Origin of the sequence: Enterobacter sp. 61D5 (genome assembly GCF_034107965.1) — a bacterium.
GTDB classification, from domain to species: Bacteria; Pseudomonadota; Gammaproteobacteria; order Enterobacterales; family Enterobacteriaceae; genus Enterobacter; species Enterobacter cloacae_M.
This window is the reverse complement of sequence record NZ_JAWNFK010000002.1, coordinates 187,965-211,435: the sequence shown is the minus strand read 5'-3', so window position 1 is coordinate 211,435 and position 23,471 is coordinate 187,965. Positions and strand designations below refer to the sequence as shown.

Below are 23,471 nucleotides of genomic sequence, written 5' to 3'. Positions count from 1 at the left end.
CTTCGTTTATAAGGATAAATATTCACCAACTTTCAGTATCCTGAAAGAAGGATTAACCGGTGCTAAATTATCTAGCGCTTCAGTTAACTCCCGCACAGGTTCATCGAGGGCTTCATCTGCCAGTTCAAACACGCCCCAGTGAATGGGAAACGCCAGAGGACAACCCAGCTGCTGCCACAATGCCACCGCAGATTGCGGATCCATATGATGGATAGCCATGAACCATCGTGGGGCATAAGCTCCAATCGGTAACGCGGCAGCATCTATATGGCCCAGACGTTCAGGTATCAGCAGCAGCTCAGGCGAATACCCCGTATCTCCGCTGAACCAGAAACGATGATGTCGACCTTCCATAACCCAGCCGCACCATAATGAGCGATTGCGGTTCCATGGCGTGCGCATACTCCAGTGCTGTGCCGGTACGGCGGTCAGCATCATCCCCTGCCAGGTGAAGCTCTGCCACCAGTCGAGCTCAACCACGCGTTTAGCCCCCCGGCGGCGAAACCAGTCGGCCAGGCCCAGCGGAACAAAAAAACTGACCTCGGGGAAGCGTTTGAGAATTCGGCGAATGGTCGCGTCATCAAGATGATCATAATGATTATGGGAGATGACGACCGCATCAAGCTGATTGAGTTGATTGAGTGACAGCGCGGGAGGCGTTTTGCGCTGTGGGCCCAGGAAAGGGAGTGGAGAAGCGCGCTGTGAAAAAACCGGATCGGTAAGGATGATATTGCCGTCCAGCTGCAGCATTACGCTCGCGTGTCCCAGCCACCATACCCCATCTTCATGAGGTTGAGTAAGCTCAACCGGTTGCCACCACTGTTGGATAAAGTCTTCATAGCCCAGCGCGGGTGGCTTCGGTAAACCGGCCTCTTTACGCGCTTTGCGCCAACGGTCAAGATCGCCGGGTTGATGTCCGACAGGATCGGTATTACGAAAACCGTTCGGGGTGTGATGTTTCAGGGAGGGGTCATACCAGGGATTTTTCCAGACCACAGCCACCTCCCAGCATAAAAAGATTAACGCTCAGCCACCAGGCGGATAAAGTCGTCTTCGTCTTTGCTTTCTTCAGCGACCGCGTCTTTCGGCGCGTCTTTCTCTTCCGGTTCGTTAGCCTCACACAGACGGCGTAGCAGCGCATTCTGACGTTTTTGCTGATCGAGCAGCGCTTCCAGCAGTTCAATCTGCTCGTTAGTACGGGAGCTGGCACGGTTCACAAAAAACCAAATGACCAGGCCCACAAGCAGAACAACCAAAGAAATCATCAGGGATGCCATATTCAGCAGCCCTGAATTCAGTAACTCACCCATTTCACCACCTCAATAAAAACGTCTATTTTACCACTGGCGCGAAGGAAGGAAATCACCTAAAGAAAAAATGCGTATTACCACGGAATAAACTTATTGATTGCGCAAACGCCGCTAAAAAACTGTACATCCTGATCGCACATCACATTGATCGTCTGCGTCCATAACACCACGCACGCTATCAGCACGATAATCAGAATTACCCAGCGTATTTTTTTCACTCCACACTCCGTCTAAAAACCTGATGTAACGAGGTTAACACGCTTATCTTAAACAAGGACTAACTGTACCGCCATCGCACTTTTTTCAGAATCCTGCACTTGTTTCATCGTGTAAACCGTTTAGGCTAGCTTTATGATAACAACGACAAAAGAGGTTGATGATGCGCTTCATTATTCGAACAATTATTGCACTGGCTATCGTCTGGATTGGCCTTCTGCTCACGGGTTATGGCGTGCTTGTGGGAAGCACCGAAAACGCAGCCGGGTTAGGGATTCAATGTAAATATTTAACGGCACAGGGCGTGAGCACTGCGCAATATTTGCATACTGACAGCGGGATCGTTGGTTTGACCAACTGTCCGGTCCTGCGAAAGACATCCGTCGTGATTGATAATGGCTAATCAGCCGGTGACCTGACTGATATAAAAAACGCCGCAACAGATGCGGCGTTTTTTATGCGAGCAGAGATTAAAACGGGTAGTCGTGGTAACCCATCTGTTCAGAAATCTTACGTGCGGCAGTGTGGAGAATAGCCACATACTCATGCAGGCGCTCTTCGGAGAAGCGTAAGGTTGGGAAGGAGATACTTAAGCCCGCGATTACTACGCCAAAGCGGTCAAACACCGGAACGCCGATGCAGCGCAGACCCTCTTCCTGTTCTTCGTTATCTTCGCCATACCCCTGCTCGCGTACGCGATCGAGCACCGTTAACAGCGCGTCCGTGCTGGTAATGGTTCGTGAGGTACTTTGCTTGTATTCCACGCCTTCGAGGATCTGCTTCACTTCCTCACGATCGCGCCACGCCAGCAGAACCTTACCAATCGCGGTGCTGTAGAGCGGGTTGCGACGACCAATGCGCGAGTACATGCGCAGATTGTACATGGAGTCGATTTTATGGATATAAACAATGCTGTCTTCATCCAGCGCACCGAGATGGATGGTCTCTTTAGTCAGACGAGATATTTCACGCATCTGAATATCAGCGCTGCGGATCAGGTCAACATTTTGTAGCGCACGAGCGCCCAGCTCAAACAGCTTCAGCGTCAGAGAGTATTTTTCAGATTCGCCTTCCTGGGCAACGTAGCCCAGCGACTTCATGGTTTGTAAAAAGCGATATACGGTGCTTTTAGACATCATCACGCGCTGCGACAACTCTGTAATACCTATTTCACGCTCTTCCCCCAGCGCCTGTAAGATGCCAAACACCTTCAGCACGGAAGAAACAGAATCTGGCTGTTTATCCAAATCCGCAATAGCCATTTACCACCTCATAGAGAGTGTTTTATAAAAATCAGAACCGGTTTTTATTATAAGTTCCCGTCATGTCACCTGCAATCAATCCGCGTTTACTTCGTTACAAATCTGCGACATATCGCGGCTGTAACAATGCTAAAATAGTTACCCTGAGAATAATTTCACGCTGAGCTTTTTTAATCCTAATGGAAAAGACCCTTTCCGATGGCCTGCCTTTACCCCTGCGGTATGGCGCTATAGCGACCATTATTATCGGTATCTCAATGGCCGTCCTTGACGGCGCAATCGCGAACGTTGCCCTGCCAACCATCGCCAGCGACCTGCATGCGTCTCCCGCCAGTTCGATATGGATCGTTAACGCCTATCAGATTGCGATTGTGGTTTCCCTGCTCTCGTTCTCTTTCCTGGGCGATATGTTCGGTTACCGTCGGGTGTATCAGTGCGGTCTGGTGGTTTTCACCTTCACGTCCTTGCTATGCGCCCTTTCAGAGTCGCTGCATACCCTGACGCTTGCCCGCATCGCGCAGGGTTTTGGCGGCGCGGCGCTCATGAGCGTAAACACGGCGTTGATCCGCTTAATTTATCCGCAGCGTCATCTGGGGCGCGGCATGGGGATAAACTCGTTTATTGTCGCTGTCTCTTCCGCCGCCGGGCCAACTATTGCGGCGGCGATCCTTTCCGTTGCGTCATGGCAATGGCTGTTTGCTATTAACGTGCCGCTGGGCATTGTCGCTATATTCTTTGCCCTGCGCTTTCTTCCCGCTAACGGCCCTAAAAGCACCATGCCGCGCTTTGATGTGGCGAGTGCGGTGATGAATGCCCTGACCTTTGGCCTGCTGATTACGGCGCTGAGCGGCTTTGCGCAGGGACAGTCTCTGATGCTTACCGGCGCGGAGCTCATTGCCCTGCTGGCGATCGGCTTCTTCTTTGTTCGCCGCCAGCTCACTCTCCCTGTTCCTTTACTGCCGGTCGATCTGCTGCGTATTCCCCTTTTTTCCCTCTCCATTTGCACGTCAGTCTGCTCGTTCTGCGCCCAAATGCTGGCTCTGGTATCTTTGCCCTTCTTTCTGCAGAGCGTGGTCGGCCGTTCAGAAGTGGAGACCGGCCTGCTGTTAACCCCCTGGCCGCTGGCGACCATGGTGATGGCGCCGCTGGCAGGTTACTTAATTGAACGCGTCCATGCCGGTTTACTGGGAGCATTGGGGCTCGCGGTGATGGCGACAGGCCTTTTCGCGCTGGCTCTGCTACCGTCATCGCCAACCGATCTGGACATCATCTGGCGCATGATCCTGTGCGGCGCAGGGTTTGGCCTGTTCCAGTCCCCTAACAATCACACCATCATCACCTCCGCACCGCGCCATCGAAGCGGTGGTGCCAGCGGCATGCTGGGGACCGCGCGCCTTCTGGGACAAAGCAGCGGCGCGGCGCTGGTCGCCCTGATGTTTAACCTCGCCGGGCAAAACGGCAACCATGTTGCGCTTCTCACCGCGGGAGCCCTTGCCTCGCTCGCGGCGGTCGTCAGCGGCCTGCGTGTGACCCAGCCCAGGGTTCAGGCATAAAAAAAGCCGGGCGGAGTGTTCTCCTGCCCGGCTTATTAGGGGTCTTAGCGTTACTTCAGGTATTCCCCACTGCGCAACGCTTCGATACGTTTATCCAGCGGCGGGTGAGACATAAACAGCTCGCTCAGCGATTTGGATTTACCGTTAATGCAGAAGGCCATCATGCTGTTCGCTTCCTGCGGCTCATAGCTGGTTTTCAGACGCTGCAGCGCGGCAATCATCTTGTCACGACCAACCAGCTTCGCCGAGCCGGCATCCGCGTGGAATTCACGGTGGCGGGAGAACCACATGGTGATGATGCTGGCCAGAATACCGAATACCAGTTCCAGAACCATCGAAACGGCGAAGTAGATCAGCGGATTGCCGTTGCTCTCTTCACCTTCGTCACGGTTTCCGCCCATAAAGCCTGCCGCGACCTGCGCCAGAATACGGGAGATGAAGATCACGAAGGTGTTCACCACGCCCTGAATCAGGGTCATGGTCACCATGTCACCGTTGGCGATATGGCTGATTTCGTGGGCAATAACCGCTTCGGCTTCGTCACGGCTCATGTTCTGCAGCAATCCGGTGCTGACGGCAACCAGTGACGCATCGCGACGGGCGCCCGTGGCGAAAGCGTTGATGTCCGGGGCATGGTAAATCGCCACCTGCGGCATGGCGATCCCGGCCTGACGGGATTGCTGAGCCACCGTATTCATCAGCCACTGTTCCATATCGTTACGCGGCTGTTCAATAACCTCACCACCTACCGATTTCAGTGCCATCCACTTGGACATCAGCAGGGAGATGAACGAGCCACCAAAACCAAACAGCAGCGCCATAATCAACAGACCCTGAACGCTGCTCGACTGAATTCCTGTCAGGCTTAGCACGAGCCCGAAAACCACCATGACCGCCAGGTTGGTGAGCAGGAAGAGCGCGATTCGCATCATAATTTTCTTTTTACCTCAGTTTAACAAAACGCACTATGCGATTACCCACATCGTATGGGTATTGCGGCTATTTTCAAGCATCCGGCGGGCGTAAGTCACCAGAAAGACACAACTTTACACAATTGGAAATCTGGCTGACGGAAGGATGCAGAACAAAAAGAAACAGGCACAATTTCTTGTGCCTGTTGGGAGGTTATTTTGCCGGAGCGGGCTGTACGGCTGGTTTCTCTTTTTCCTGATTCGCCAGGTCGAGAGCAATATGCACCGTCTCGTCCAGATACGGATCCGGCTCCTGGTAATCTTTGGGCAGATCGTCCAGTTTCTTGAGCAGAGGTTTGCCTTCGCGCTTGAAGCGATCGTTGATACGCGCCAGGCGGGTTGCATCGTCCTCGTTGTTCTCTTTCTCACGCTGTGCGTAGTTCAGAGAAACGATATTCCGCTTATCTTTTAGGGCATTGAATCGTGCAATGTCCTTCATGATGTACTGGAACTCCGGATCTTTCGCGATGCGGTCGTTATGCGCTTTCAGCAGTTCTGGGCCAAATTGCGTCATATCACCCGCTTTCACGTAGGTCGCGGCATTGATGCTGTCCCACGGCAACGCGTTATCTTCAAACTTCTCGCCGGTTTCCGTCTCTTCCGTGCCCGTCGGCATCATGATGTCCGGCGTTACGCCCTTACGCTGCGTACTGCCGCCGTTCACGCGGTAGAATTTCTGAATGGTGTACTGAACCGAGCCCAGCGCAGGCCATTCCGGACGCAGCATCTGATCGTAAATACGATTCAGAGAGCGATACTGCTGAACGGTACCTTTCCCGAAGGTTGGCTCACCGACGATCAGCGCGCGGCCATAGTCCTGCATTGCAGCGGCAAAGATTTCAGACGCCGAAGCACTGAAGCGGTCAACCAGGACCACCAGCGGGCCTTTGTAGTAGACCACTCCGTCGTTGTCGGCATCTTCACGCACTTTACCGTTGTTATCGCGCACCTGAACCACCGGGCCAGATGGAATGAACAGACCGGAGAGTGAAACCGCTTCAGTCAGCGCCCCGCCGCCGTTACTGCGCAGGTCGATGATAATGCTGCTGACGTTCTGCTTTTCAAGCTTCTGCAGCTGAACCTTCACATCGTCAGTCAGCCCCACGTAGAAGCCAGGAATATCCAGAACACCCACCTTCTCTTTACCCACGGTTTTCACCGACATTTTCACCGCGCGGTCTTCCAGACGGATACGCTCGCGGGTCAGGGTAACGATACGGGTTTTGGTGCCTTTACCGGCTGGCAGAATTTCCAGACGAACCTTGCTGCCTTTCGGACCTTTGATCAGCGCAACCACGTCATCGAGACGCCAGCCGATCACGTCGACCATGCTCTGACCTGTTTGTCCTACACCCACAATGCGATCGCCTACGCTAATCGCTTTGCTTTTGGATGCCGGGCCACCCGCGACCATGGAATTGATCACCGTGTAATCATCGTCCATCTGCAGCACCGCGCCGATACCTTCCAGAGACAGGCTCATCTCGGTATTGAACTGTTCGGTGTTGCGTGGAGAGAGATAGTTGGTGTGCGGATCGATTTCGTGCGCAAAGGCGGTCATCGCGAGTGAGAAAACATCCTCACTGTTGGTCTGGGCCAGACGACGAATGGCAAATTTGTAACGACGCGTCAGCGTGTCACGGATCTCTTTTTCGTCTTTGCCGGTCAGTTTAAGACTCAGTTCGTCGTATTTAACTTTACCGTCCCACAGCGCATTCAACTCGGCTTCATCTTTCGGCCAGGGTGCTTTACTGCGATCCAGATTAAAGGTGTCAGTACCGGTGAAGTCCATCGGACGTTCCAGCACTTTCAGTGCGTACTGATAGCGTTCAAAGCGGCGCTTTTGCGACAGGTTGTAGAGATCGTAGAACAGATCCAGCTTGCCTGAACGCAACTCGTCACCCACCTCGGATTTGCGCTTAGCGAACTGCTCGACATCGCTGGCGAGCAAAACGTTATGGCTGTAATCCAGCAAGTTCAGATAGCGGTCAAAGATTTTGGCCGAAAAGGCCTGATCGAGATCGAACTGACGATAGTGCGAGCGGGTAAAACGTGAGGTCACGCGCTCGCTCACCGTCGCGTGCTGCGTCTCTTCCTTGAGAACCGGAATTTGATCAACACGCGTGATATCGTCCACTGCAAAAGCGTGACCTGTTATGGCAAACAGGCCCGCCAGCGCGGTGAGCTTAAAAAAAGTGTTCATGCCAGGCTTGGCCTCCGTTTCAGAACAACAAGTGTTCTGCGCGTACAATCATTGACATACCAGAAGTCAGCTGTACACGAACGCCATCTTTGGTGATTTCCAGTACGGTGGCGTCCATAGCATTGTTACCCGCTTTTACCTTCAGCGCCTGACCTACGCTCAGGGCGTTAATGTCAGAAACCGGCGTATGGCGCGGCTCTTCACGAGGGGCACGCGGGGCTTTTGCTGCTGGTTTGTCTGCACGCGGTTTGCGATCGTTATTATCGTGACGACGCGGCGCAGGGCGTGGTTTACGCTCACGACGAGGCGCTTCTTCCTGGCCGTTTGCCGCGGCGGCTTCGCGTTTTTTCGCCTGCTGTTCTGCACGTTGTGCCTGAACGCGTGCTTTGGCTTCTTCAAGCTGCTTGCGCGCGTGCTCAACGTGCTGCTCGTCCAGCTCACCGCAAGGGTTGCCGTCGAGGTCCACGCGGGTAGCGCCTGGTTTGATACCGTACAGGTAGCGCCAGCTCGAAGTATAAAGACGTAAGGCGGAACGCAGCTGAGTTTTGCTGAGGTTCATTTCCCCTTCAACACGCGCCACCAGATCCTGAAAAATACCGACTTTCAGGGGACGAGCTTCACCTTCCGCGCTGAAGCACTGCGGGAAACGCTCGGCCAGAAATGCGATAACTTCTTTACTGCTATTCAACTTAGGTTGATTTTCCATGAAATTTCCTGATTACAACGGACGTTGCCAACAAGCGCAGGCATGAACAGGCGTCATTATAATGACGCTATCAGTAAATGCTACGTTATCCGTTGATTATCCTGCGACGCTCGCAAAGAATTTTTGATAATCGGTTGCAGCGAGTACGTTTTCCAGATTCGCCACCAGCTCGCGTAGCCCCTGTTCATCCTCGGTTGTAAAGCGACTGAAGACCGTACTGTCGATATCCAGAACGCCAATAATCTGATTTTTCACCACCAGCGGCAGAACGATTTCAGAATTACTGGCAGCATCACAGGCAATATGCCCGTCAAACGCATGAACGTCTTCCACACGCTGGACCTGATTTTCGGCCACCGCCGTGCCGCATACGCCACGCCCTACCGGAATACGCACGCAGGCCAGTTTGCCCTGGAACGGGCCGAGCACCAGAGTTTCACCTTCCAGGAGGTAAAAGCCGGCCCAGTTCACGTCAGAGAGACGTTCAAACAGCAATGCGCTAGTATTTGCCAGAGTGGCTAAGAAGCTGGTCTCACCCGCCATCAATGCCTTAAAATCGCGGTTCAGATCCGCGTAGAATTCTGTTTTGTTCATTATTCAATCACTTAGTTGTCTTACAAATTTACCGCATAGCCTATTAAAATAAGCATTAAATGCGCTCATGCTCAAGATGAATCCGTTCATGAGTTATTATAACTTTTCAACAATACTTATTTGTGCGCAGCTGATGGCCTTAAAAACAACCAAAATTACGCCGACTAGAAAGATAACTGTCCATACGGTAAGCGAAGCTTTGCCACGTGCACATTATCAGCGTTGCCCCCAGTGCGATACGCTTTTTATGTTGCCGAAGATGAAATCGCACCAGAGTGCCTTTTGTCCCCGCTGCGACGCCAAAATTCGCGACGGCCGCGACTGGTCGCTAACCCGTCTCGCCGCCATGGCCGTCACCATGCTGCTGCTGATGCCCTTCGCCTGGAGCGAACCGCTGCTGAAACTCTACCTGCTTGGCGTGCGCATTGACGCCAACGTACTGCAGGGTATCTGGCAGATGACCCGTCAGGGGGATCCCATCACCGCTGCCATGGTGCTGTTCTGCACCGTTGGCGCGCCGCTGGTGCTGGTCGCCGCCATTGCCTATCTTTGGTTTGGCAATATTCTCGGTATGAACCTTCGCCCGGTGCTGCTGATGCTGGATAAGCTCAAAGAGTGGGTGATGCTGGATATTTATCTGGTGGGCGTGGGCGTTGCGTCAATAAAGGTACAGGACTACGCCTTTTTGCAGCCCGGCATCGGACTCTTTGCTTTCATCAGCCTGGTATTGCTGAGCATACTGACGCTTATCCACCTGAACGTTGAACAGCTCTGGGAGCGATTTTACCCTCAGCGCCCCGCCACGCGTCCTGATGAAAATCTGCGCGTCTGTCTGGGATGCCACTATACCGGCTTGCCCGACGCGCGTGGTCGCTGCCCGCGGTGCCACATTCCGTTGAGACTGCGGCGCAACAACAGCCTGCAAAAATGCTGGGCCGCGCTTATCGCCTCCCTGGTGTTTCTAATCCCAGCCAATATGCTGCCGATTTCCATCATTTACGTGAATGGCGGGCGTCAGGAGGATACTATCCTCTCCGGGATTATCTCCCTTGCGCACAGCAACGTCGGGGTGGCGGCGATCGTCTTTATTGCCAGTATCCTGGTTCCCTTTACCAAAGTGGTGGTGATGTTTACCCTGCTCATCAGCATTCACTTTAAATGTGAACAAGGCTTACGGACCCGCATTCTGCTGCTGCGGTTCGTCACCTGGATTGGCCGCTGGTCAATGTTAGATCTGTTCGTGATTTCGCTGATGATGTCGCTCATCAATCGCGATCAGTTACTTGCTTTTACAATGGGACCCGCAGCTTTTTATTTCGGCTCTGCGGTGATATTGACTATTCTTGCTGTGGAATGGCTGGATAGCCGCTTACTTTGGGATGCACATGAGTCAGGAAACCCCCGCTTCGCCGACTGAAGCGAGAATTAAAACAAAACGCCGCATTTCGCCATTCTGGTTGCTGCCCGTCATCGCCCTGATGATTGCAGGCTGGCTTATCTGGACAAGCTATGAAGATCGCGGGAGTACGGTCACCATTGATTTCCAGACCGCCGACGGCATAGTCGCCGGGCGAACGCCCGTTCGCTTCCAGGGGGTTGAAGTGGGTACGGTTCAGGACATCTCCCTTGGAAAAGGGCTGAACAAGATTCAGGTGCGGGTCAGTATTAAATCTGACATGCAGGATGCCCTGCGCAGCGAAACGCAGTTCTGGCTGGTCACGCCAAAAGCGTCTCTGGCCGGCGTGTCAGGGCTGGATGCGCTCGTGGGCGGTAACTATATTGGCATGATGCCGGGTAAAGGTGAGCCGCAGGATCACTTTGTTGCCCTGGATACACAGCCCAAGTACCGCCTCAACAACGGCGATTTAATGATCCATCTGCAGGCACCGGATCTCGGTTCTCTGAACAGCGGTTCGCTGGTCTATTTTCGCAAAATCCCGGTTGGCCGCGTGTACGATTACGCGATCAATCCGAATAAACAGGGCGTCACCATCGACGTGCTTATCGAGCGTCGCTTCACCAATCTGGTGAAAAAAGGCAGCCGCTTCTGGAACGTCTCCGGCGTGGATGCGGACTTCAGCCTGAGCGGTGCGAAAGTGAAGCTGGAAAGTCTGGCCGCGCTGGTGAATGGTGCCATTGCCTTTGACTCCCCGGAAAATTCAAGCCCCGCCACCGCTGATGACTCATTTGGATTGTACGCTGACCTGGCGCACAGCCAGCGCGGCGTGCTCGTCAAACTCGCCCTGCCCGATGCTAAGGGGCTAAAAGCGGGTTCGACGCCGCTGATGTATCAGGGGTTGCAGGTTGGTCAGCTCACCAAAATGACGCTCAACCCGGGCGGCTCGGTCACCGGCGAAATGACTGTCGACCCGAGCGTAGTCGATCTCCTGCGCGAGAAAACGCGTATAGAAATGCGCAGTCCAAAGCTCTCTCTGAACGATGCCAGCCTCAGCACGCTGTTGACCGGCAATACTTTTGAGCTCATCCCCGGTGAAGGTCAGCCCAGCAATAGCTTCGTGATTGCCCCGGCGGATAAAGCCCTGCTGCAAAAGCCGGGCGTCGTGACGGTTACGCTCAATGCGCCAGAAAGCTATGGGATTGAAGCCGGTCAGCCGTTAATTTTACACGGCGTGCAGGTCGGCCAGGTGCTGGAGCGTAAGCTCTCCGCGAATGGCGTGACCTTTTCGGTCGCCATCGATCCGCAGTACAGCGACCTGGTGCACGGTGACAGCAAATTTGTGGTGAACAGTCGCGTCGACGTGAAGGTGGGTCTGGACGGCGTGGAGTTCCTCGGTGCCAGCGCCAGCGAATGGGTTAACGGCGGTATCCGCATTCTGCCCGGCGATAAAGGCCCCGTGCGCGACAGCTATCCGTTGTATGCCAACCTGGAGAAAGCGATTGAAAACAGCCTGAGCGATCTTCCTACCACCACGCTGACGCTGAGCGCCGAGACGCTGCCGGACGTACAGGCGGGATCCGTGGTGCTGTATCGCAAGTTTGAGGTTGGGGAAGTGATCGCCGTTCGCCCGCGTGCGGACGCGTTTGATATCGAACTGCATATCAAACCGGAATATCGCAAGCTGCTGACGCCAAACAGCGTGTTCTGGGCCGAAGGCGGCGCGAAAGTTCAGCTTAACGGTAACGGCCTGACCGTGCAGGCCTCCCCGCTGTCACGCGCGCTGCGCGGGGCGATTAGCTTCGATAACCTCAGCGGCGCGGGTGCGAATCTGCGCAAAGGCGATAAGCGTATTCTCTTCCCGTCCGAAACCGCCGCACGCGCCGTGGGTGGACAGATTACTCTGCACGCATTTGATGCCGGCAAGCTGGCGGAAGGTATGCCAATCCGCTATCTGGGCATTGATATCGGGCAGATCCAGAAGCTGACGCTGATTACCTCGCGCAACGAGGTGCAGGCCACCGCCGTGCTGTACCCGGAATATGTACAGACCTTCGCCCGGACAGGTTCGCGCTTCTCGGTGGTGACGCCGCAGATCTCGGCCGCGGGCGTTGAGCATCTCGACACCATTTTGCAGCCGTACATCAACGTTGAGCCGGGCCAGGGCAATGCCCGTCGTGATTTCGAGCTGCAGGAAGCCACGATCACCGACTCGCGCTACCTTGGCGGCCTGAGCATCGTGGTGGAAGTGCCGGAAGCGGGCTCGCTGAGCATCGGCACGCCGGTATTGTTCCGCGGCATTGAAGTGGGTACGGTCACGGGCCTGACGCTCGGTACGCTCTCCGACCGCGTGATGGTGGCGTTACGCATCAGCGAGCGTTACCAGCACCTGGTCCGTAATAACTCGGTATTCTGGCTGGCATCCGGCTATTCGCTGGACTTTGGCCTGACGGGAGGCGTGGTGAAAACCGGCACCTTCAACCAGTTCATTCGCGGCGGTATCGCGTTTGCCACGCCGCCGGGCACGCCGCTGGCGCCGAAAGCGCAGCCGGGTAAACACTTCCTGCTGCTCGAAAGCGAACCGAAAGAGTGGCGCGAATGGGGAACCGCCCTGCCGCGTTAATCTGACAGGCTCCGGTGTCAACGCACCGGAGCCTTTATGTTACACTGCGCGCCTGAACTTTTCCCTGTGGTGTGCCCGTGGCTCAAAACTCCGTATTTCTTCCTGAACAATTCCTGGCGCAGATGCGCGAGGCGCTTCCCTCTCACCTGTCGTTAGACGATTTTATCGCCGCCTGCCAGCGTCCGTTACGCCGAAGTATTCGCGTCAACACGCTGAAAATCAGCGTCGATGATTTTCTGGCGCTGGTCTCGCCGTACGGCTGGCAGCTTACGCCGGTACCGTGGTGCGCCGAGGGGTTCTGGATCGAACGCAATGACGAAGCCTCGCTGCCGCTGGGCAGTACCGCTGAACATCTGAGCGGTCTGTTCTATATTCAGGAAGCCAGCTCGATGCTGCCGGTGGCCGCCCTGTTCGCCGATGGCAATACGCCTGAACGCGTGATGGATGTTGCTGCGGCGCCCGGCTCAAAAACCACGCAAATTGCCGCCCGGATGGGTAACCACGGGGCGATCCTCGCCAACGAGTTTTCCGCCAGCCGCGTGAAGGTGTTGCATGCCAACATCAGCCGCTGCGGTATTCATAATGTTGCCCTGACGCATTTCGACGGACGCGTGTTTGGCGCCGCCTTACCGGAAGCCTTCGATGCCATTCTGCTGGACGCGCCCTGCTCCGGCGAAGGGGTGGTGCGTAAAGATCCCGACGCGTTAAAGAACTGGTCAGTTGAGAGCAACCTTGAGATCGCCGCCACGCAGCGCGAGCTGATCGAGAGCGCATTTCACGCGTTGCGCCCCGGCGGCACGCTGGTCTATTCAACGTGCACCTTAAACCGCGATGAAAACGAAGACGTCTGCCTGTGGCTGAAAGCGAACTACCCGGATGCCGTGGAGTTTCTGCCGCTTAACGATCTGTTCGCCTCGGCACAGGAGGCGGTCACGCCGGAGGGTTTCCTCCACGTATTCCCGCAGATTTACGACTGCGAAGGGTTCTTTGTCGCGCGTCTGCGTAAAACGCAGGCGGTTGCTCCCCTGCCCGCGCCTAAATTTAAGGTCGGCAACTTCCCGTTTGCTCCCCTTAAAGGTCGCGATGCAGCACAGCTTGAAGCCGCCGCCAAAAAGGTTGGGCTGGTCTGGGATGAGAGTCTGCACCCCTGGATGCGTGATAAAGAGATATGGCTGTTCCCGGCACAGATCGAGCCGCTCATCGGAAAGGTCCGTTTTTCGCGAATCGGGATCCGCCTGGCGGAAGTGCATAACAAAGGCTATCGCTGGCAGCATGAGGCCGTTATCGCCCTTGCCGGACGCGAGAATACCTTTGCCCTGACGCATCAGGAAGCCGAAGAGTGGTACCGTGGTCGCGATGTCTATCCGGACAGCACGCCGTCTGGCGATGAAGTGATAGTGACGTATCAGGGATATCCGCTGGGGCTGGCAAAAAAAGTCGGCTCAAGGCTGAAAAACAGCTATCCGCGCGAGCTGGTTCGGGATGGCCGTCTGTTTACCGGTAACGATCGCACAGCCTGAAAAAAAGCGCATTTTTTTACTGGCGATTTTGCTCTCCTTGTCTACGATCAAAAATGGATGATCGCACTGGTCATACCAGATTTTAACAACCGACCCGGAGAGCACTATGACGAAAACCAGCGTGCGTATTGGCGCTTTTGAGATCGACGACGCAGAACTGCGCGGCGAAGCACAAGGCGATCGAACGTTAAGTATCCCCTGCAAATCCGACCCGGATTTGTGCATGCAGCTCGATGCATGGGATGCAGACACCAGCGTCCCGGCAATACTTGATGGCGAACATTCTGTCCTTTACCGTGAGCATTACGATAGCAAAACCGATGCCTGGGTCATGCGTCTTGCCTGACCTAAAGAGAACCCGCCCGAAGGCGGGTTATTTATTACTGCAGCTGCGCCAGCGTAAAGTAACCGTCAAATACGGCGCCCGTATCAATGTAGTGGAGATTGTCAAAATCATACCTTCTGTCAACGGGCGTATGTCCGAACCAGAAATGATCCGCACCGCTGATGCCCTCTCCTTTGCCCACCATAAATCCCATCAGCCTGTCGCGGTTCCATAAGACGCGCTGGGCGCTAACCGGTTTTTGCCAACAGTATTCCGCGGCCGGATAATCCGCATGGGCAATCACATTCAGACCGTTCGCACAGGTTATCTCGATGATATGCGGTAAATCGCGACAGGCATCGAGCAACGACAGGGCCAGCTGTTGCTGGTCGCGTTCAAGATGCGAAAACCATATTCCGCCATTCATCGTCCAGAGAGAAAAATCGTTATTATCCAGACCGTCGAGAGCCATTTGCTCATGGTTTCCCCGCACGGCACGAAACCATTTTTCATGAATTAACTGCAGGCATTTAACGCTATCAGGGCCACGATCGATCACATCCCCGACCGAAATAAGTAAATCCTCATACGGGTTAAAGTGACGGCGTTTAAGCTCATCCATAAACCACTGGTAACAACCGTGTATATCGCTGACAACCCAGACGTGACGCCACATCCCACCTTCAATTCGCTGATACATAGAACCTCCTTTAAACAGTATAGCCGCCGCAGAAAAGGCGACAGACAGGCGCGGTCATCACGAAGTCAAACAAACGGTAAACCAAACAGAAATAAAGATCCTCGCGCTATTAATCCCTTTTTCCTGGCTCTTTAGAATAAGGGTAGAAAAAAAGAGGGGTCTTCACGTGTCTAATACGCACCTGCATAACGATGTTTTTTATCCGCATCGCACAAATATTATTTCCGAGCTGGTGAACGGCAAACGCGTGCCGGGTCCAATCTGGCGTAAACGCGAATATCGCCTGAAGTTCCTTTTACGCTCGCTTCTGTTCTGGTCTTCTACCCATCGCATGCTGGAAGCCCTTTCCGGGCGCGACGATTTCGACAAACTGCTGGCCTCTCAAATTACGTTGCCCAGCAAGACCCACCGGCAGTATCTGATGCGCGGCCTGACGGCTAACGATCGCGCCGACGCTATTGTTAGCCATTATTACTGGATTGATAGCCTGAGAGAGAGCGGTCTCGCCCAGGCCATGACCAGCCCTCAGGAGCAACCCGTTGCGCATTTCCATGCCAAAGACGGTGTTATCTATACGGTCAATGCGTCCTCTGCGGGAAAAGCCGAGCGTGAAGGCGAAAGCACGCTGTGGCTACGCGACAGCGAGGATACGCTGCTGGCCAGCCTGACCTTTAGCGTCGCGCGCAGCAATGGTCAGCAGGTCATGGTCATTGGCGGGCTTCAGGGACCCCGACGCAGCGTATCGCGAGACGTTATTAAGCAGGCCACCCGCGCCTGTCACGGCCTGTTCCCTAAGCGCGTGTTGATGGAAGTCCTCTTCCAGCTGGCTGCTCAGTCATCTGTCCGGGCGATTTTTGCCGTCAGCGATGAGGGACACGTTTTCCGCGCGTTGCGATATCGCCTGAGTAAAGGTCGCCATTTCCATGCCAGCTACGATGAATTTTGGGCATCTCTGGACGGTAAAAAACTTTCAAGCTTCTGCTGGCAACTGCCGCTGCAAATGGAGCGTAAATCCCTTGAAGAGATTGCCAGTAAAAAACGTGCCGAATATCGCCGTCGCTTTGAGCTGCTCGATGAAATAGAGGCATCGGTTAAGTCCCACTTTTAAGCCCGGCTGGTGTCTTCGCTCACTGCATATCGGATGCTTTCAGTTTAAAAGCAGAATGATTAAGCAGTGCACTATTGCACAGGGCGAGGGCGCTCAGTTAGCATTGCGCGAAATGAAACCGGCGAATGCGTTGGGAAAAGCGCAATGTGCGCCGCAAAAATGAGGGACTTCTGTAATGATCTATGACTGCTTCTTATATTACGATGAAGATATGCTTCTCGAAATCAGGCTGAACACGCTAGCAGACGTTGTCGATCGCTTCGTTATCGTTGAGTCAACGCATACCTTTACCGGTAAAAAGAGGCCGCTGCATTTTGACATTAATAAATACAGTCAATTTAGAGATAAAATTATCTACGTTGTTCATGATAAAGAACCGATTACGAAAATCTCTGAAGAATCACATCCGTCTCGAGAGGTGATTCCGGGTCTGCCAGAGGGTATGGTGGTGGATGCGTGGGCAAATGAAGCAGCGCAGAGGAATGCCATCATGCAGGGTTTGACGCAGGCCAACGATGATGATTTGATTTTAGTTTCCGATGTGGATGAGATATTTTCCCCTCGGGTGGTCGCATCGATAAATCCCAAAAAGCTCTGCACTACTATTTATCAGAATTTCTATAATTATCAGTTTAACCTGCAGGTTTTTAATACTGACAACACGCCAAGAAAATGTAAATTACCGAGAGCCACCCAATATAAAAATCTCGTTAATTTCTTTGGCGGTGAACCTGAGTCATTCAGGAATATTAAACGCACCCGAAGCGTCAAAAACTGGTCCTGGCTAAAATGGAACTGGTTCAAGGTTAACAACAGCATCATTGAAAATGGTGGCTGGCATTTCTCATGGGTGATGACTCCTGAGCGCATCTCAGAAAAAATGTCAACCATTTCCCATACTGAATATGATCTTCCTGAGTTTAACAACCCGGAACACATCATGAAGGTCATTAAAAACGCGGAAGATATCTGGGGGCGCGACAGGACGTTAATCAGGCAAGAGCTGACGATTGAAAACTTCCCCGCGTACATTGTCCGCAATAAAGATAAATTCAGCGCGTTCATTATTTGACTTACGGGCTGCCCTTTCGCACGTCAGAAGGCGTTTGCTCAGCTGTCGCTCGGTCACAATATTTTAACAAAAATCCCAAAAAACCCTGGACGCACGCGGTCCTGAGTATGTTATGGTTTAGACAGGATATTGGAAGTTCGACAAAGTTTCGGGTGATTTCGTGTCAACACCGAACAACACGTTGAAAAAGATACAGATAAAAAGAGACCGAATACGATTCCTGTATTCGGTCCAGGGAAATGGCTCTTGGGAGAGAGCCGTGCGCTAAAAGTTGGCATTAATGCAGGCTAAGTCGCCCTGCCTTTTAAGAATAGATGACGACGCCAGGTTTTCCAGTCCACAGCTAAAGCGGTCGGAAAAAAAGCGCCAGAGCATCATTAAAAGTGAAAAACCGCAGTGCTTTCGCAAGCATCTGCGGTTTTTTATTGGAAACCCGAACGTTAGCAGAGCTTGTCGGCGCGCTCGATAAACGGTGCCAGACTCATTTTTTGTCCCGGATGCGACGGGTCATCGATCTGAATAATGCTAATCGGCTGGCCGCTGCTCTTGCCGCTGGCGACCTGCTGCTCTGCGATATCATTCAGCGGGTATTGCACCAGCGTGCTCGGGTTAATCGCATACAGCGCATGGCCTGGACGGCAGGTCAGCATTACCTCTTCGCGATTGAACGCCCATTTGTCCTTACCCACTTCAAAACGGCTCACGGTGATAACCTGCGGTGCGGCAAGCGCGCTCCCCGTACAGGCCAGCAATATGAGAGAAAGTACTGTCTTTTTCATATGATATTTAACCTTGTCAGAAGGGTTCCCAGGTGGCGAACAGACTGACCGTTGCCAGCACCAGCGCCCCCAGCACCATTTCTGCCTGTGTCATCCTGATAAAAATCTGTTGTGCTCGCCCGCTCTCCGGACGAAACCGTGGCACCAGAAAATACCGATTTGCCAGCGCAATTACCACCATCAACGCCACCAGCGCACATTTGAACAACAAAAACTGCACGTAGCCAGCCTGCCAGGGAATATCGAGGCCCAGTATCATGAGTGCATTTATCACCCCGGAGAGCAGCACGCCAGCAACGGCGTAATGCCCCACGCGCGAGAAGCGCATCATGGTAAAGATGGCGGCATTCTGCCACCGCCCTTTCGCCAGACGCATGCAGAACAGCAGAGGCAGTAATCCGCCAAGCCAGGTGGCAGCACAGATCAGGTGAAAAGCATAATTAAGACGCTGCAACGCCCCCATCGGACCGTCGTTCATCGCCGCATGCCCTACCCCAGCCAGCAGGATAAGCTGGCCCATGGCGAGCAGCAGCAGCCGCGAACCTTTCAGCGGCGCGAGCCATGCTGCGCCGACCGTCATCGCAGCAAGAATCATTTGCCACAGCCAGACGCCGCCAAACTGTGTCCTCATTACGCCGTACCAGACCTGCGGGGCAAGCACATCTCCCCAGCCGTTACCCATCAATCCGCCCTGCAGCATAAACATCAGAAGTGCAGCCGCCAGGCTCACTAAGGCCGCCACTTTCTGCTGAGACTGAAAACGCCGGGACAGCAGACTGTGGAGAGAGGAAGGCGCAAACCAGACGCTGTAAAGCGCATTGCCAAACACAAGCATCAGCGCCCCGAAATGGATAAAGCGTAACCCGACATAACACAGCGCCAGCATGCTATTTCACGCTAAAGTGATAGCTGCCTTTGGTTTTATGGCCGTCCACGGAGACCACGTGCCAGTCCACCTGGTAAGTCCCTGACGCCAGCGTTTGTTCCAGCGGCACGGTAAGCTGAGCTTTGTTCTTTTCGTCACGCGTAGCGGTTCCCGTTTTGATGACCTGCTTTTGCGCATCCGTTACCACCACACCGCTAAAACCAGGTTCGATACCTTCCGAAAAATTCAGCGTAAGTGACTGCGGTGCGGTCACCACGCTGTCTGCTGCCGGGACCTGCTGGTTAAGATGCGCATGTGCAAGCACGGAGGGCGTCATCATTGTCGAGGCCACAAAAACCAGTGCGCATACCGCGCGGGAGGCGGAGAAACCCATCACAATCATTCCTTTTTGTTATGTCTATACGCTAAAGAATAACGCTGTATAATAAACGAGTCGAGGATCATCCTGCCTCCGCTTGTCATCATCGTGCAATCGCGGTAACGTTGCCGCCGCATAAAAAGGAGAAGGTAATGAAGATCAATCTGGCCGCCCTTCCGCAGGACGAGATGGATAAAGTGAATGTCGATCTCGCTGCCGCTGGCGTCGCGTTCAAAGAGCGTTACAACATGCCCATCGTGGCTGAAGTCGTGGAACGGGAACAGCCCGCCCATCTGCGCGACTGGTTCCGCGAAAGACTCATCGCCCACCGTCTTGCCTCGGTCAATCTCTCCCGTTTACCGTACGAGCCTAAAGTTAAATAAGCTTAACGAGTCGTTACACTTCCTTACGCGGAATCTGGCAGGATAAGAAAACCCTGATAAATCTGGGTCTATTCTTAAATCTCTGCGACTCAGTGTATAAGGAAGTCACGATGTCACATTGGAATATAGCGGCAGCCCAGTATGGCGGGCTGCATCAGACTGTAGATGACCATGTTACGCACCACCTGCGCTTCATCGCCGAAGCAGCACGGCAGCGGTGTGAACTGCTGGTTTTCCCTGAACTCTCATTAACGGGCTCTGGCGCGCCGACGCTACCTCCCCCGCCCGATGACGCGCAGCTGGAGCCGCTGCTCAACGCGGCACATCTACACCAGATTACCGTTATTGCCGGGCTCCCCCTGGAACAGAATGGCCAGCGCCAGAAAGGCCTTGTGCTGTTTTCGCCCGCTCGCCATCGCATTTTGCGCTATCCGCAAGGGCGCGGTGCCAGCCTCGTGCCGGGGGATAAACACCTTAGCATCCTTGATGCACATCCCGATTCCCCCAATCTCGATCCCCGGGCAACGCTTGTTACCAGCTGCCAGTCGGTGGGGGATAATTGCTGGCGGCAGTCCATCAGTAACCTGCAGCGCTTCGCGCATAAATATGCCATTGCGGTGCTGATGGCGAACGCCTGCGGCGGCAGCGCTCTGTGGGATGAAAAAGGCCAGCTGGTCGTGCGCGCGGATAAGGGTGAGCTTCTGGTGACCGGCACGCTCGGCGGAGAGGGTTGGCAAGGCGATATCATTCCTTTAGGCTAGGCGTTTTAAGCTCAGGAGTTTTCAATGCTGCGCGTCATCGATACCGAAACTTGCGATCTTCAGGGCGGAATAGTGGAAGTGGCCTCTGTCGACGTGGTTGATGGTAAAATCGTCAACCCCATGAGCCATCTGGTGCGTCCCGATCGCCCCATCAGCCCCCAGGCGATGGCTATCCATCGCATTACCGAATCGATGGTGGCGGATAAGCCGTGGATCGAAGAGATCATTCCGCACTACTACGGTAGCCCATGGTACGTCGCGCATAACGCCAGCTTTGACCGCCGGGTGTTGCCTGAAATGCCGGGGGAATGGATTTGCACCATGAAGCTGGCGCGTCGTCTCTGGCCGGGGATTAAATACAGCAATATGGCGCTGTACAAGTCCCGCAAGCTCAGCGTACGTACCCCTGAGGGGCTTCACCATCACCGCGCCCTGTATGACTGCTATATCACCGCCGCGTTGCTGATTGATATTATGAATATCTCTGGCTGGACGCCGGATGACATGGCGACGATCACCGGACGTCCCGCGCTGCTGACCACGTTTACCTTTGGTAAGTATCGCGGAAAACCGGTGTCCGAGGTGGCGGATAAAGATCCGGGCTATTTGCGCTGGCTGTATAACAACCTCGACAGAATGAGCCCGGAACTGCGCTTAACGCTAAAACATTATCTTGGCGACGCTTAACGCTCTGCACGGCCTGGCAAAGTTTCCTGCGCCAGGCCTATTAAAAAAGCATATTCCAGAGCAACCCCTTCGTACGATTTAAATCGCCCCGATTTCCCTCCGTGTCCGGAATCCATATCTGTACACAGCAGCAGCAGATTGTCATCGGTTTTCAGCTCACGCAGTTTTGCCACCCATTTTGCCGGCTCCCAGTATTGCACCTGAGAATCATGCAAGCCGGTGGTGACCAGCATATGCGGGTAGGCTTTCGCCTCAACGTTATCGTACGGGCTGTACTCTTTCATATAGCGGTAGTACATCTCATCCTGCGGATTCCCCCACTCCTCAAACTCTCCGGTGGTAAGAGGAATGGATTCATCGAGCATGGTCGTGACCACATCGACAAACGGTACCTGCGCGACAATCCCCTTAAAACGGTCGGGACGCTGGTTGATCGCCGCCCCCATTAGCATGCCGCCCGCGCTGCCCCCCATCCCAAAGCAGAGCTGCGGATCGCCGTATCCCTGCTCAATCAGCGCATCGCAGACGTCGAGGTAGTCATTGAAGGTGTTTTTCTTTTTCAGGAATTTCCCGTCTTCATACCAGTTCTGGCCCAGCTCACCGCCGCCGCGAATATGGGCGATGGCGAAAACAAAACCGCGATCGAGCAGGCTTAACCGGCTGCTGCTGAAATCGGCGTCCATGCTTGAGCCATACGAGCCGTAGCCGTACACCAGGATCGGGTTTTTGCCTTTCTGGAAATGAGCACGATGGTAAACAAGAGAGACCGGCACCTCCACGCCATCACGGGCGGTGACCCACAGGTGCTCGCTGCGGTAGTTTTCAGACTCAAACCCTTTGACCTCGGTCTGTTTAATCACCTGGCGCTGCCCGGTATCCATATCCAGCTCAAACAGGGTGTCCGGCGTGGTCATCGATGAGTAGCCGTAGCGTAACCGCGACGATTCGGGTTCAGGGTTGAACCCAATCCACGTCACGTAGGCCGGGTCGTCAAACGCAATCCCCACCACTTCCCGGGTTTTACGGTTGATTTGCCGGATACTGGTCAGCCCGCGCTGACGCTCTTCCACCACCAGCCAGTCGGTAAACAGGGTGAACCCTTCCAGCATCACCTGATCCCGCGCGGGGATAAGCACCTCCCACTTGCGCTCATCGCGCACTTTGGTTTTGTAGAGACCAAAGTTTTTGCCCTCGCGATTGGAGCGCAAATAAAAGCTGTGCTGGAAGTGATCCAGGCTGTACTCGTGATCCTTACGGCGCGGCAGGAAACAGAGCGGCTGGGCATCGGGCAGTTCGGCATCCAGCAGCAGAACTTCCGACGTCGTCGCGCTGGCAAGGAAGATAATCACATAGTGGCGTGAGGAGGTTTTATGCAGGCTGACATAGAACGTTTCGTCTTTCTCTTCATAAACCAGCTCGTCGTCAGCGGAGTCTGTTCCCACGGTATGTCGCCACACCTGATAAGGCAGCAGCGTCGACGCGTGCTTTTTGACGTAGTAGACCGTCTCGGAATCATTCGCCCAGACAAAATCCGGGGAGACGTTTTCCAGCATTTCCGGATACCAGTTGCCGGTCTCCAGATTGCGAAACCGCAGGCCGTACTGGCGACGGGAGAGATAATCCTCCGCCAGCGCCATCACCGCGTTGTCAGGGGAAATGGACATGCCGCCCAGGGTATAAAACTCGCTGTGGGCGGCGCGCTGGTTGGCATCCAGCAGAATATCCCACTCATCCCATTCGGCGCTTAACACCGACTGACGCTGGTAGATGGGATACTCATTGCCGGGCTCGTAAATATGGCGATAGCGATAGCCGTTTTTAGTCCAGGGCGCGGAGATATCGCGCTGGGGAATACGCTGCACCATTTCATTCAGGAGCTGGTCCTGAAGCGTCTGCTGGCTGGACATGACCTTGCGGCCATAGTCGTTTTCCTCGTGCAGGTAGTCGAGTACCTCTGGCCGGGAGCGCGAATCGTCCCGCAGCCAGTAATAGTTGTCTATACGCGTATCGCCATGCGTGGTGATCGCATAAGGAGTACGTCGGGCTTTCGGTGGCATG

The 23,471-nt window shown here is 54.2% G+C and carries 24 protein-coding genes; 11 read left to right on the top strand and 13 right to left on the bottom strand.

Translation table 11 applies throughout. From position 1 onward, the window contains the following. Nucleotides 1–6 precede the first annotated feature (6 nt). The 3 genes from UTM25_RS01220 to mgrB form a co-directional block, all read right to left on the bottom strand. Nucleotides 7–996 (bottom strand): MBL fold metallo-hydrolase, encoded by a 990-nt coding sequence (locus tag UTM25_RS01220; RefSeq protein WP_194399512.1) that lies wholly within the window; start codon nucleotides 994–996, stop codon nucleotides 7–9. Between the two features lie 23 nt (nucleotides 997–1,019). Beyond that, nucleotides 1,020–1,310 carry a YebO family protein gene (locus tag UTM25_RS01215; protein ID WP_023312206.1) on the bottom strand — a complete coding sequence of 97 codons (291 nt, stop codon included), beginning with the start codon at nucleotides 1,308–1,310 and terminating at the stop codon, nucleotides 1,020–1,022. Between the two features lie 74 nt (nucleotides 1,311–1,384). Then, entirely contained in the window at nucleotides 1,385–1,528 is a 144-nt protein-coding gene (gene mgrB, locus UTM25_RS01210; RefSeq protein WP_006175995.1) for a PhoP/PhoQ regulator MgrB, read from the bottom strand. A gap of 161 nt (nucleotides 1,529–1,689) precedes the next feature. Between mgrB and UTM25_RS01205 the strand changes: the two genes are divergently transcribed. Then, nucleotides 1,690–1,929 carry a YobH family protein gene (locus UTM25_RS01205; RefSeq protein ID WP_023312207.1) on the top strand — a complete coding sequence of 80 codons (240 nt, stop codon included), beginning with the start codon at nucleotides 1,690–1,692 and terminating at the stop codon, nucleotides 1,927–1,929. 67 nt (nucleotides 1,930–1,996) lie between these two features. Here UTM25_RS01205 and kdgR read toward each other — a convergent pair whose 3' ends face one another. Beyond that, a complete protein-coding gene (gene kdgR / locus UTM25_RS01200; protein ID WP_023312208.1) occupies nucleotides 1,997–2,788 on the bottom strand; it encodes a DNA-binding transcriptional regulator KdgR in 792 nt (263 codons plus the stop codon). Nucleotides 2,789–2,967: 179 nt separating this feature from the next. On the opposite strand from kdgR, the gene UTM25_RS01195 reads away from it, so the two are divergent. After that, nucleotides 2,968–4,341, top strand: coding sequence for an MFS transporter (locus tag UTM25_RS01195; RefSeq protein WP_194399513.1), 1,374 nt, complete (start codon nucleotides 2,968–2,970; stop codon nucleotides 4,339–4,341). 50 nt (nucleotides 4,342–4,391) lie between these two features. On the opposite strand, the gene htpX is transcribed toward UTM25_RS01195, so the two are convergent. The 4 genes from htpX to UTM25_RS01175 all read right to left on the bottom strand — a co-directional run bounded on the left by htpX (nucleotide 4,392) and on the right by UTM25_RS01175 (nucleotide 8,815). Next, nucleotides 4,392–5,273, bottom strand: coding sequence for a protease HtpX (gene htpX / locus UTM25_RS01190; RefSeq protein WP_194399514.1), 882 nt, complete (start codon nucleotides 5,271–5,273; stop codon nucleotides 4,392–4,394). Nucleotides 5,274–5,466: 193 nt separating this feature from the next. Then, nucleotides 5,467–7,515 carry a carboxy terminal-processing peptidase gene (gene prc / locus UTM25_RS01185; protein WP_194399515.1) on the bottom strand — a complete coding sequence of 683 codons (2,049 nt, stop codon included), beginning with the start codon at nucleotides 7,513–7,515 and terminating at the stop codon, nucleotides 5,467–5,469. A 19-nt stretch (nucleotides 7,516–7,534) separates the two neighbouring features. Further along, nucleotides 7,535–8,221: an RNA chaperone ProQ gene (gene proQ, locus UTM25_RS01180; protein ID WP_014884292.1), complete on the bottom strand. Its 687-nt coding sequence runs from the start codon at nucleotides 8,219–8,221 to the stop codon at nucleotides 7,535–7,537. A 96-nt stretch (nucleotides 8,222–8,317) separates the two neighbouring features. Further along, a complete protein-coding gene (locus tag UTM25_RS01175) occupies nucleotides 8,318–8,815 on the bottom strand; it encodes a GAF domain-containing protein (protein ID WP_008500476.1) in 498 nt (165 codons plus the stop codon). A 133-nt stretch (nucleotides 8,816–8,948) separates the two neighbouring features. On the opposite strand from UTM25_RS01175, the gene yebS reads away from it, so the two are divergent. The 4 genes from yebS to UTM25_RS01155 all read left to right on the top strand — a co-directional run bounded on the left by yebS (nucleotide 8,949) and on the right by UTM25_RS01155 (nucleotide 14,700). Beyond that, nucleotides 8,949–10,232 (top strand): membrane integrity lipid transport subunit YebS, encoded by a 1,284-nt coding sequence (gene yebS, locus UTM25_RS01170; RefSeq protein WP_023312213.1) that lies wholly within the window; start codon nucleotides 8,949–8,951, stop codon nucleotides 10,230–10,232. Then, a complete protein-coding gene (locus UTM25_RS01165) occupies nucleotides 10,201–12,834 on the top strand; it encodes a PqiB family protein (protein WP_194399516.1) in 2,634 nt (877 codons plus the stop codon). Before yebS ends, UTM25_RS01165 begins: the two co-directional genes overlap by 32 nt. A gap of 77 nt (nucleotides 12,835–12,911) precedes the next feature. After that, a complete protein-coding gene (gene rsmF, locus UTM25_RS01160) occupies nucleotides 12,912–14,354 on the top strand; it encodes a 16S rRNA (cytosine(1407)-C(5))-methyltransferase RsmF (protein WP_194399517.1) in 1,443 nt (480 codons plus the stop codon). A gap of 106 nt (nucleotides 14,355–14,460) precedes the next feature. Next, nucleotides 14,461–14,700, top strand: coding sequence for a YebV family protein (locus UTM25_RS01155; protein WP_008500472.1), 240 nt, complete (start codon nucleotides 14,461–14,463; stop codon nucleotides 14,698–14,700). Between the two features lie 34 nt (nucleotides 14,701–14,734). Here UTM25_RS01155 and pphA read toward each other — a convergent pair whose 3' ends face one another. Continuing rightward, on the bottom strand, nucleotides 14,735–15,379 hold the full coding sequence (pphA, locus tag UTM25_RS01150) for a protein-serine/threonine phosphatase (protein WP_194399518.1): 645 nt from the start codon (nucleotides 15,377–15,379) through the stop codon (nucleotides 14,735–14,737). 166 nt (nucleotides 15,380–15,545) lie between these two features. Here pphA and UTM25_RS01145 point away from each other — a divergent pair, with 166 nt between their 5' ends. Both UTM25_RS01145 and UTM25_RS01140 read left to right on the top strand, forming a co-directional pair. After that, complete coding sequence (locus UTM25_RS01145) at nucleotides 15,546–16,487, top strand: VirK/YbjX family protein (RefSeq protein WP_194399519.1); 942 nt, start codon at nucleotides 15,546–15,548, stop codon at nucleotides 16,485–16,487. A gap of 175 nt (nucleotides 16,488–16,662) precedes the next feature. Beyond that, nucleotides 16,663–17,559 carry a benzoate transporter gene (locus UTM25_RS01140; protein ID WP_194399520.1) on the top strand — a complete coding sequence of 299 codons (897 nt, stop codon included), beginning with the start codon at nucleotides 16,663–16,665 and terminating at the stop codon, nucleotides 17,557–17,559. 440 nt (nucleotides 17,560–17,999) lie between these two features. On the opposite strand, the gene UTM25_RS01135 is transcribed toward UTM25_RS01140, so the two are convergent. From UTM25_RS01135 to yobA, 3 genes are read right to left on the bottom strand one after another with little or no spacing between them, the layout of a single operon-like run. Further along, nucleotides 18,000–18,338: a YebY family protein gene (locus tag UTM25_RS01135; protein ID WP_111964807.1), complete on the bottom strand. Its 339-nt coding sequence runs from the start codon at nucleotides 18,336–18,338 to the stop codon at nucleotides 18,000–18,002. Nucleotides 18,339–18,354: 16 nt separating this feature from the next. Then, nucleotides 18,355–19,224, bottom strand: coding sequence for a copper homeostasis membrane protein CopD (copD, locus tag UTM25_RS01130; protein WP_194399521.1), 870 nt, complete (start codon nucleotides 19,222–19,224; stop codon nucleotides 18,355–18,357). Between the two features lies 1 nt (nucleotide 19,225). Then, on the bottom strand, nucleotides 19,226–19,597 hold the full coding sequence (gene yobA, locus UTM25_RS01125; protein ID WP_194399627.1) for a CopC domain-containing protein YobA: 372 nt from the start codon (nucleotides 19,595–19,597) through the stop codon (nucleotides 19,226–19,228). A 137-nt stretch (nucleotides 19,598–19,734) separates the two neighbouring features. Between yobA and UTM25_RS01120 the strand changes: the two genes are divergently transcribed. The 3 genes from UTM25_RS01120 to exoX all read left to right on the top strand — a co-directional run bounded on the left by UTM25_RS01120 (nucleotide 19,735) and on the right by exoX (nucleotide 21,413). After that, nucleotides 19,735–19,965: a DNA polymerase III subunit theta gene (locus tag UTM25_RS01120; protein ID WP_013096102.1), complete on the top strand. Its 231-nt coding sequence runs from the start codon at nucleotides 19,735–19,737 to the stop codon at nucleotides 19,963–19,965. A 110-nt stretch (nucleotides 19,966–20,075) separates the two neighbouring features. After that, nucleotides 20,076–20,726: a carbon-nitrogen hydrolase family protein gene (locus UTM25_RS01115; RefSeq protein ID WP_194399522.1), complete on the top strand. Its 651-nt coding sequence runs from the start codon at nucleotides 20,076–20,078 to the stop codon at nucleotides 20,724–20,726. A 24-nt stretch (nucleotides 20,727–20,750) separates the two neighbouring features. Then, a complete protein-coding gene (exoX, locus tag UTM25_RS01110; RefSeq protein WP_010432611.1) occupies nucleotides 20,751–21,413 on the top strand; it encodes an exodeoxyribonuclease X in 663 nt (220 codons plus the stop codon). Here exoX and ptrB read toward each other — a convergent pair. Further along, nucleotides 21,410–23,470 carry an oligopeptidase B gene (gene ptrB, locus UTM25_RS01105; RefSeq protein ID WP_063439342.1) on the bottom strand — a complete coding sequence of 687 codons (2,061 nt, stop codon included), beginning with the start codon at nucleotides 23,468–23,470 and terminating at the stop codon, nucleotides 21,410–21,412. The genes exoX and ptrB overlap by 4 nt on opposite strands. Nucleotide 23,471: the final 1 nt, after the last annotated feature.

Excerpts from the sequence above, each read along its gene's own strand:
- UTM25_RS01215 (WP_023312206.1), bottom strand. The coding sequence starts at position 1,310 with ATGGGTGAGTTACTGAATTCAGGGCTGCTGAATATGGCATCCCTGATG.
- UTM25_RS01205 (WP_023312207.1), top strand. The coding sequence starts at position 1,690 with ATGCGCTTCATTATTCGAACAATTATTGCACTGGCTATCGTCTGGATT.
- kdgR (WP_023312208.1), bottom strand. The coding sequence starts at position 2,788 with ATGGCTATTGCGGATTTGGATAAACAGCCAGATTCTGTTTCTTCCGTG.
- UTM25_RS01195 (WP_194399513.1), top strand. The coding sequence starts at position 2,968 with ATGGAAAAGACCCTTTCCGATGGCCTGCCTTTACCCCTGCGGTATGGC.
- htpX (WP_194399514.1), bottom strand. The coding sequence starts at position 5,273 with ATGATGCGAATCGCGCTCTTCCTGCTCACCAACCTGGCGGTCATGGTG.
- prc (WP_194399515.1), bottom strand. The coding sequence starts at position 7,515 with ATGAACACTTTTTTTAAGCTCACCGCGCTGGCGGGCCTGTTTGCCATA.
- proQ (WP_014884292.1), bottom strand. The coding sequence starts at position 8,221 with ATGGAAAATCAACCTAAGTTGAATAGCAGTAAAGAAGTTATCGCATTT.
- UTM25_RS01175 (WP_008500476.1), bottom strand. The coding sequence starts at position 8,815 with ATGAACAAAACAGAATTCTACGCGGATCTGAACCGCGATTTTAAGGCA.
- yebS (WP_023312213.1), top strand. The coding sequence starts at position 8,949 with ATGGCCTTAAAAACAACCAAAATTACGCCGACTAGAAAGATAACTGTC.
- UTM25_RS01165 (WP_194399516.1), top strand. The coding sequence starts at position 10,201 with ATGAGTCAGGAAACCCCCGCTTCGCCGACTGAAGCGAGAATTAAAACA.
- UTM25_RS01155 (WP_008500472.1), top strand. The coding sequence starts at position 14,461 with ATGACGAAAACCAGCGTGCGTATTGGCGCTTTTGAGATCGACGACGCA.
- pphA (WP_194399518.1), bottom strand. The coding sequence starts at position 15,379 with ATGTATCAGCGAATTGAAGGTGGGATGTGGCGTCACGTCTGGGTTGTC.
- UTM25_RS01140 (WP_194399520.1), top strand. The coding sequence starts at position 16,663 with ATGATCTATGACTGCTTCTTATATTACGATGAAGATATGCTTCTCGAA.
- UTM25_RS01135 (WP_111964807.1), bottom strand. The coding sequence starts at position 18,338 with ATGAAAAAGACAGTACTTTCTCTCATATTGCTGGCCTGTACGGGGAGC.
- copD (WP_194399521.1), bottom strand. The coding sequence starts at position 19,224 with ATGCTGGCGCTGTGTTATGTCGGGTTACGCTTTATCCATTTCGGGGCG.
- yobA (WP_194399627.1), bottom strand. The coding sequence starts at position 19,597 with ATGGGTTTCTCCGCCTCCCGCGCGGTATGCGCACTGGTTTTTGTGGCC.
- UTM25_RS01120 (WP_013096102.1), top strand. The coding sequence starts at position 19,735 with ATGAAGATCAATCTGGCCGCCCTTCCGCAGGACGAGATGGATAAAGTG.
- UTM25_RS01115 (WP_194399522.1), top strand. The coding sequence starts at position 20,076 with ATGTCACATTGGAATATAGCGGCAGCCCAGTATGGCGGGCTGCATCAG.
- exoX (WP_010432611.1), top strand. The coding sequence starts at position 20,751 with ATGCTGCGCGTCATCGATACCGAAACTTGCGATCTTCAGGGCGGAATA.
- ptrB (WP_063439342.1), bottom strand. The coding sequence starts at position 23,470 with ATGCCACCGAAAGCCCGACGTACTCCTTATGCGATCACCACGCATGGC.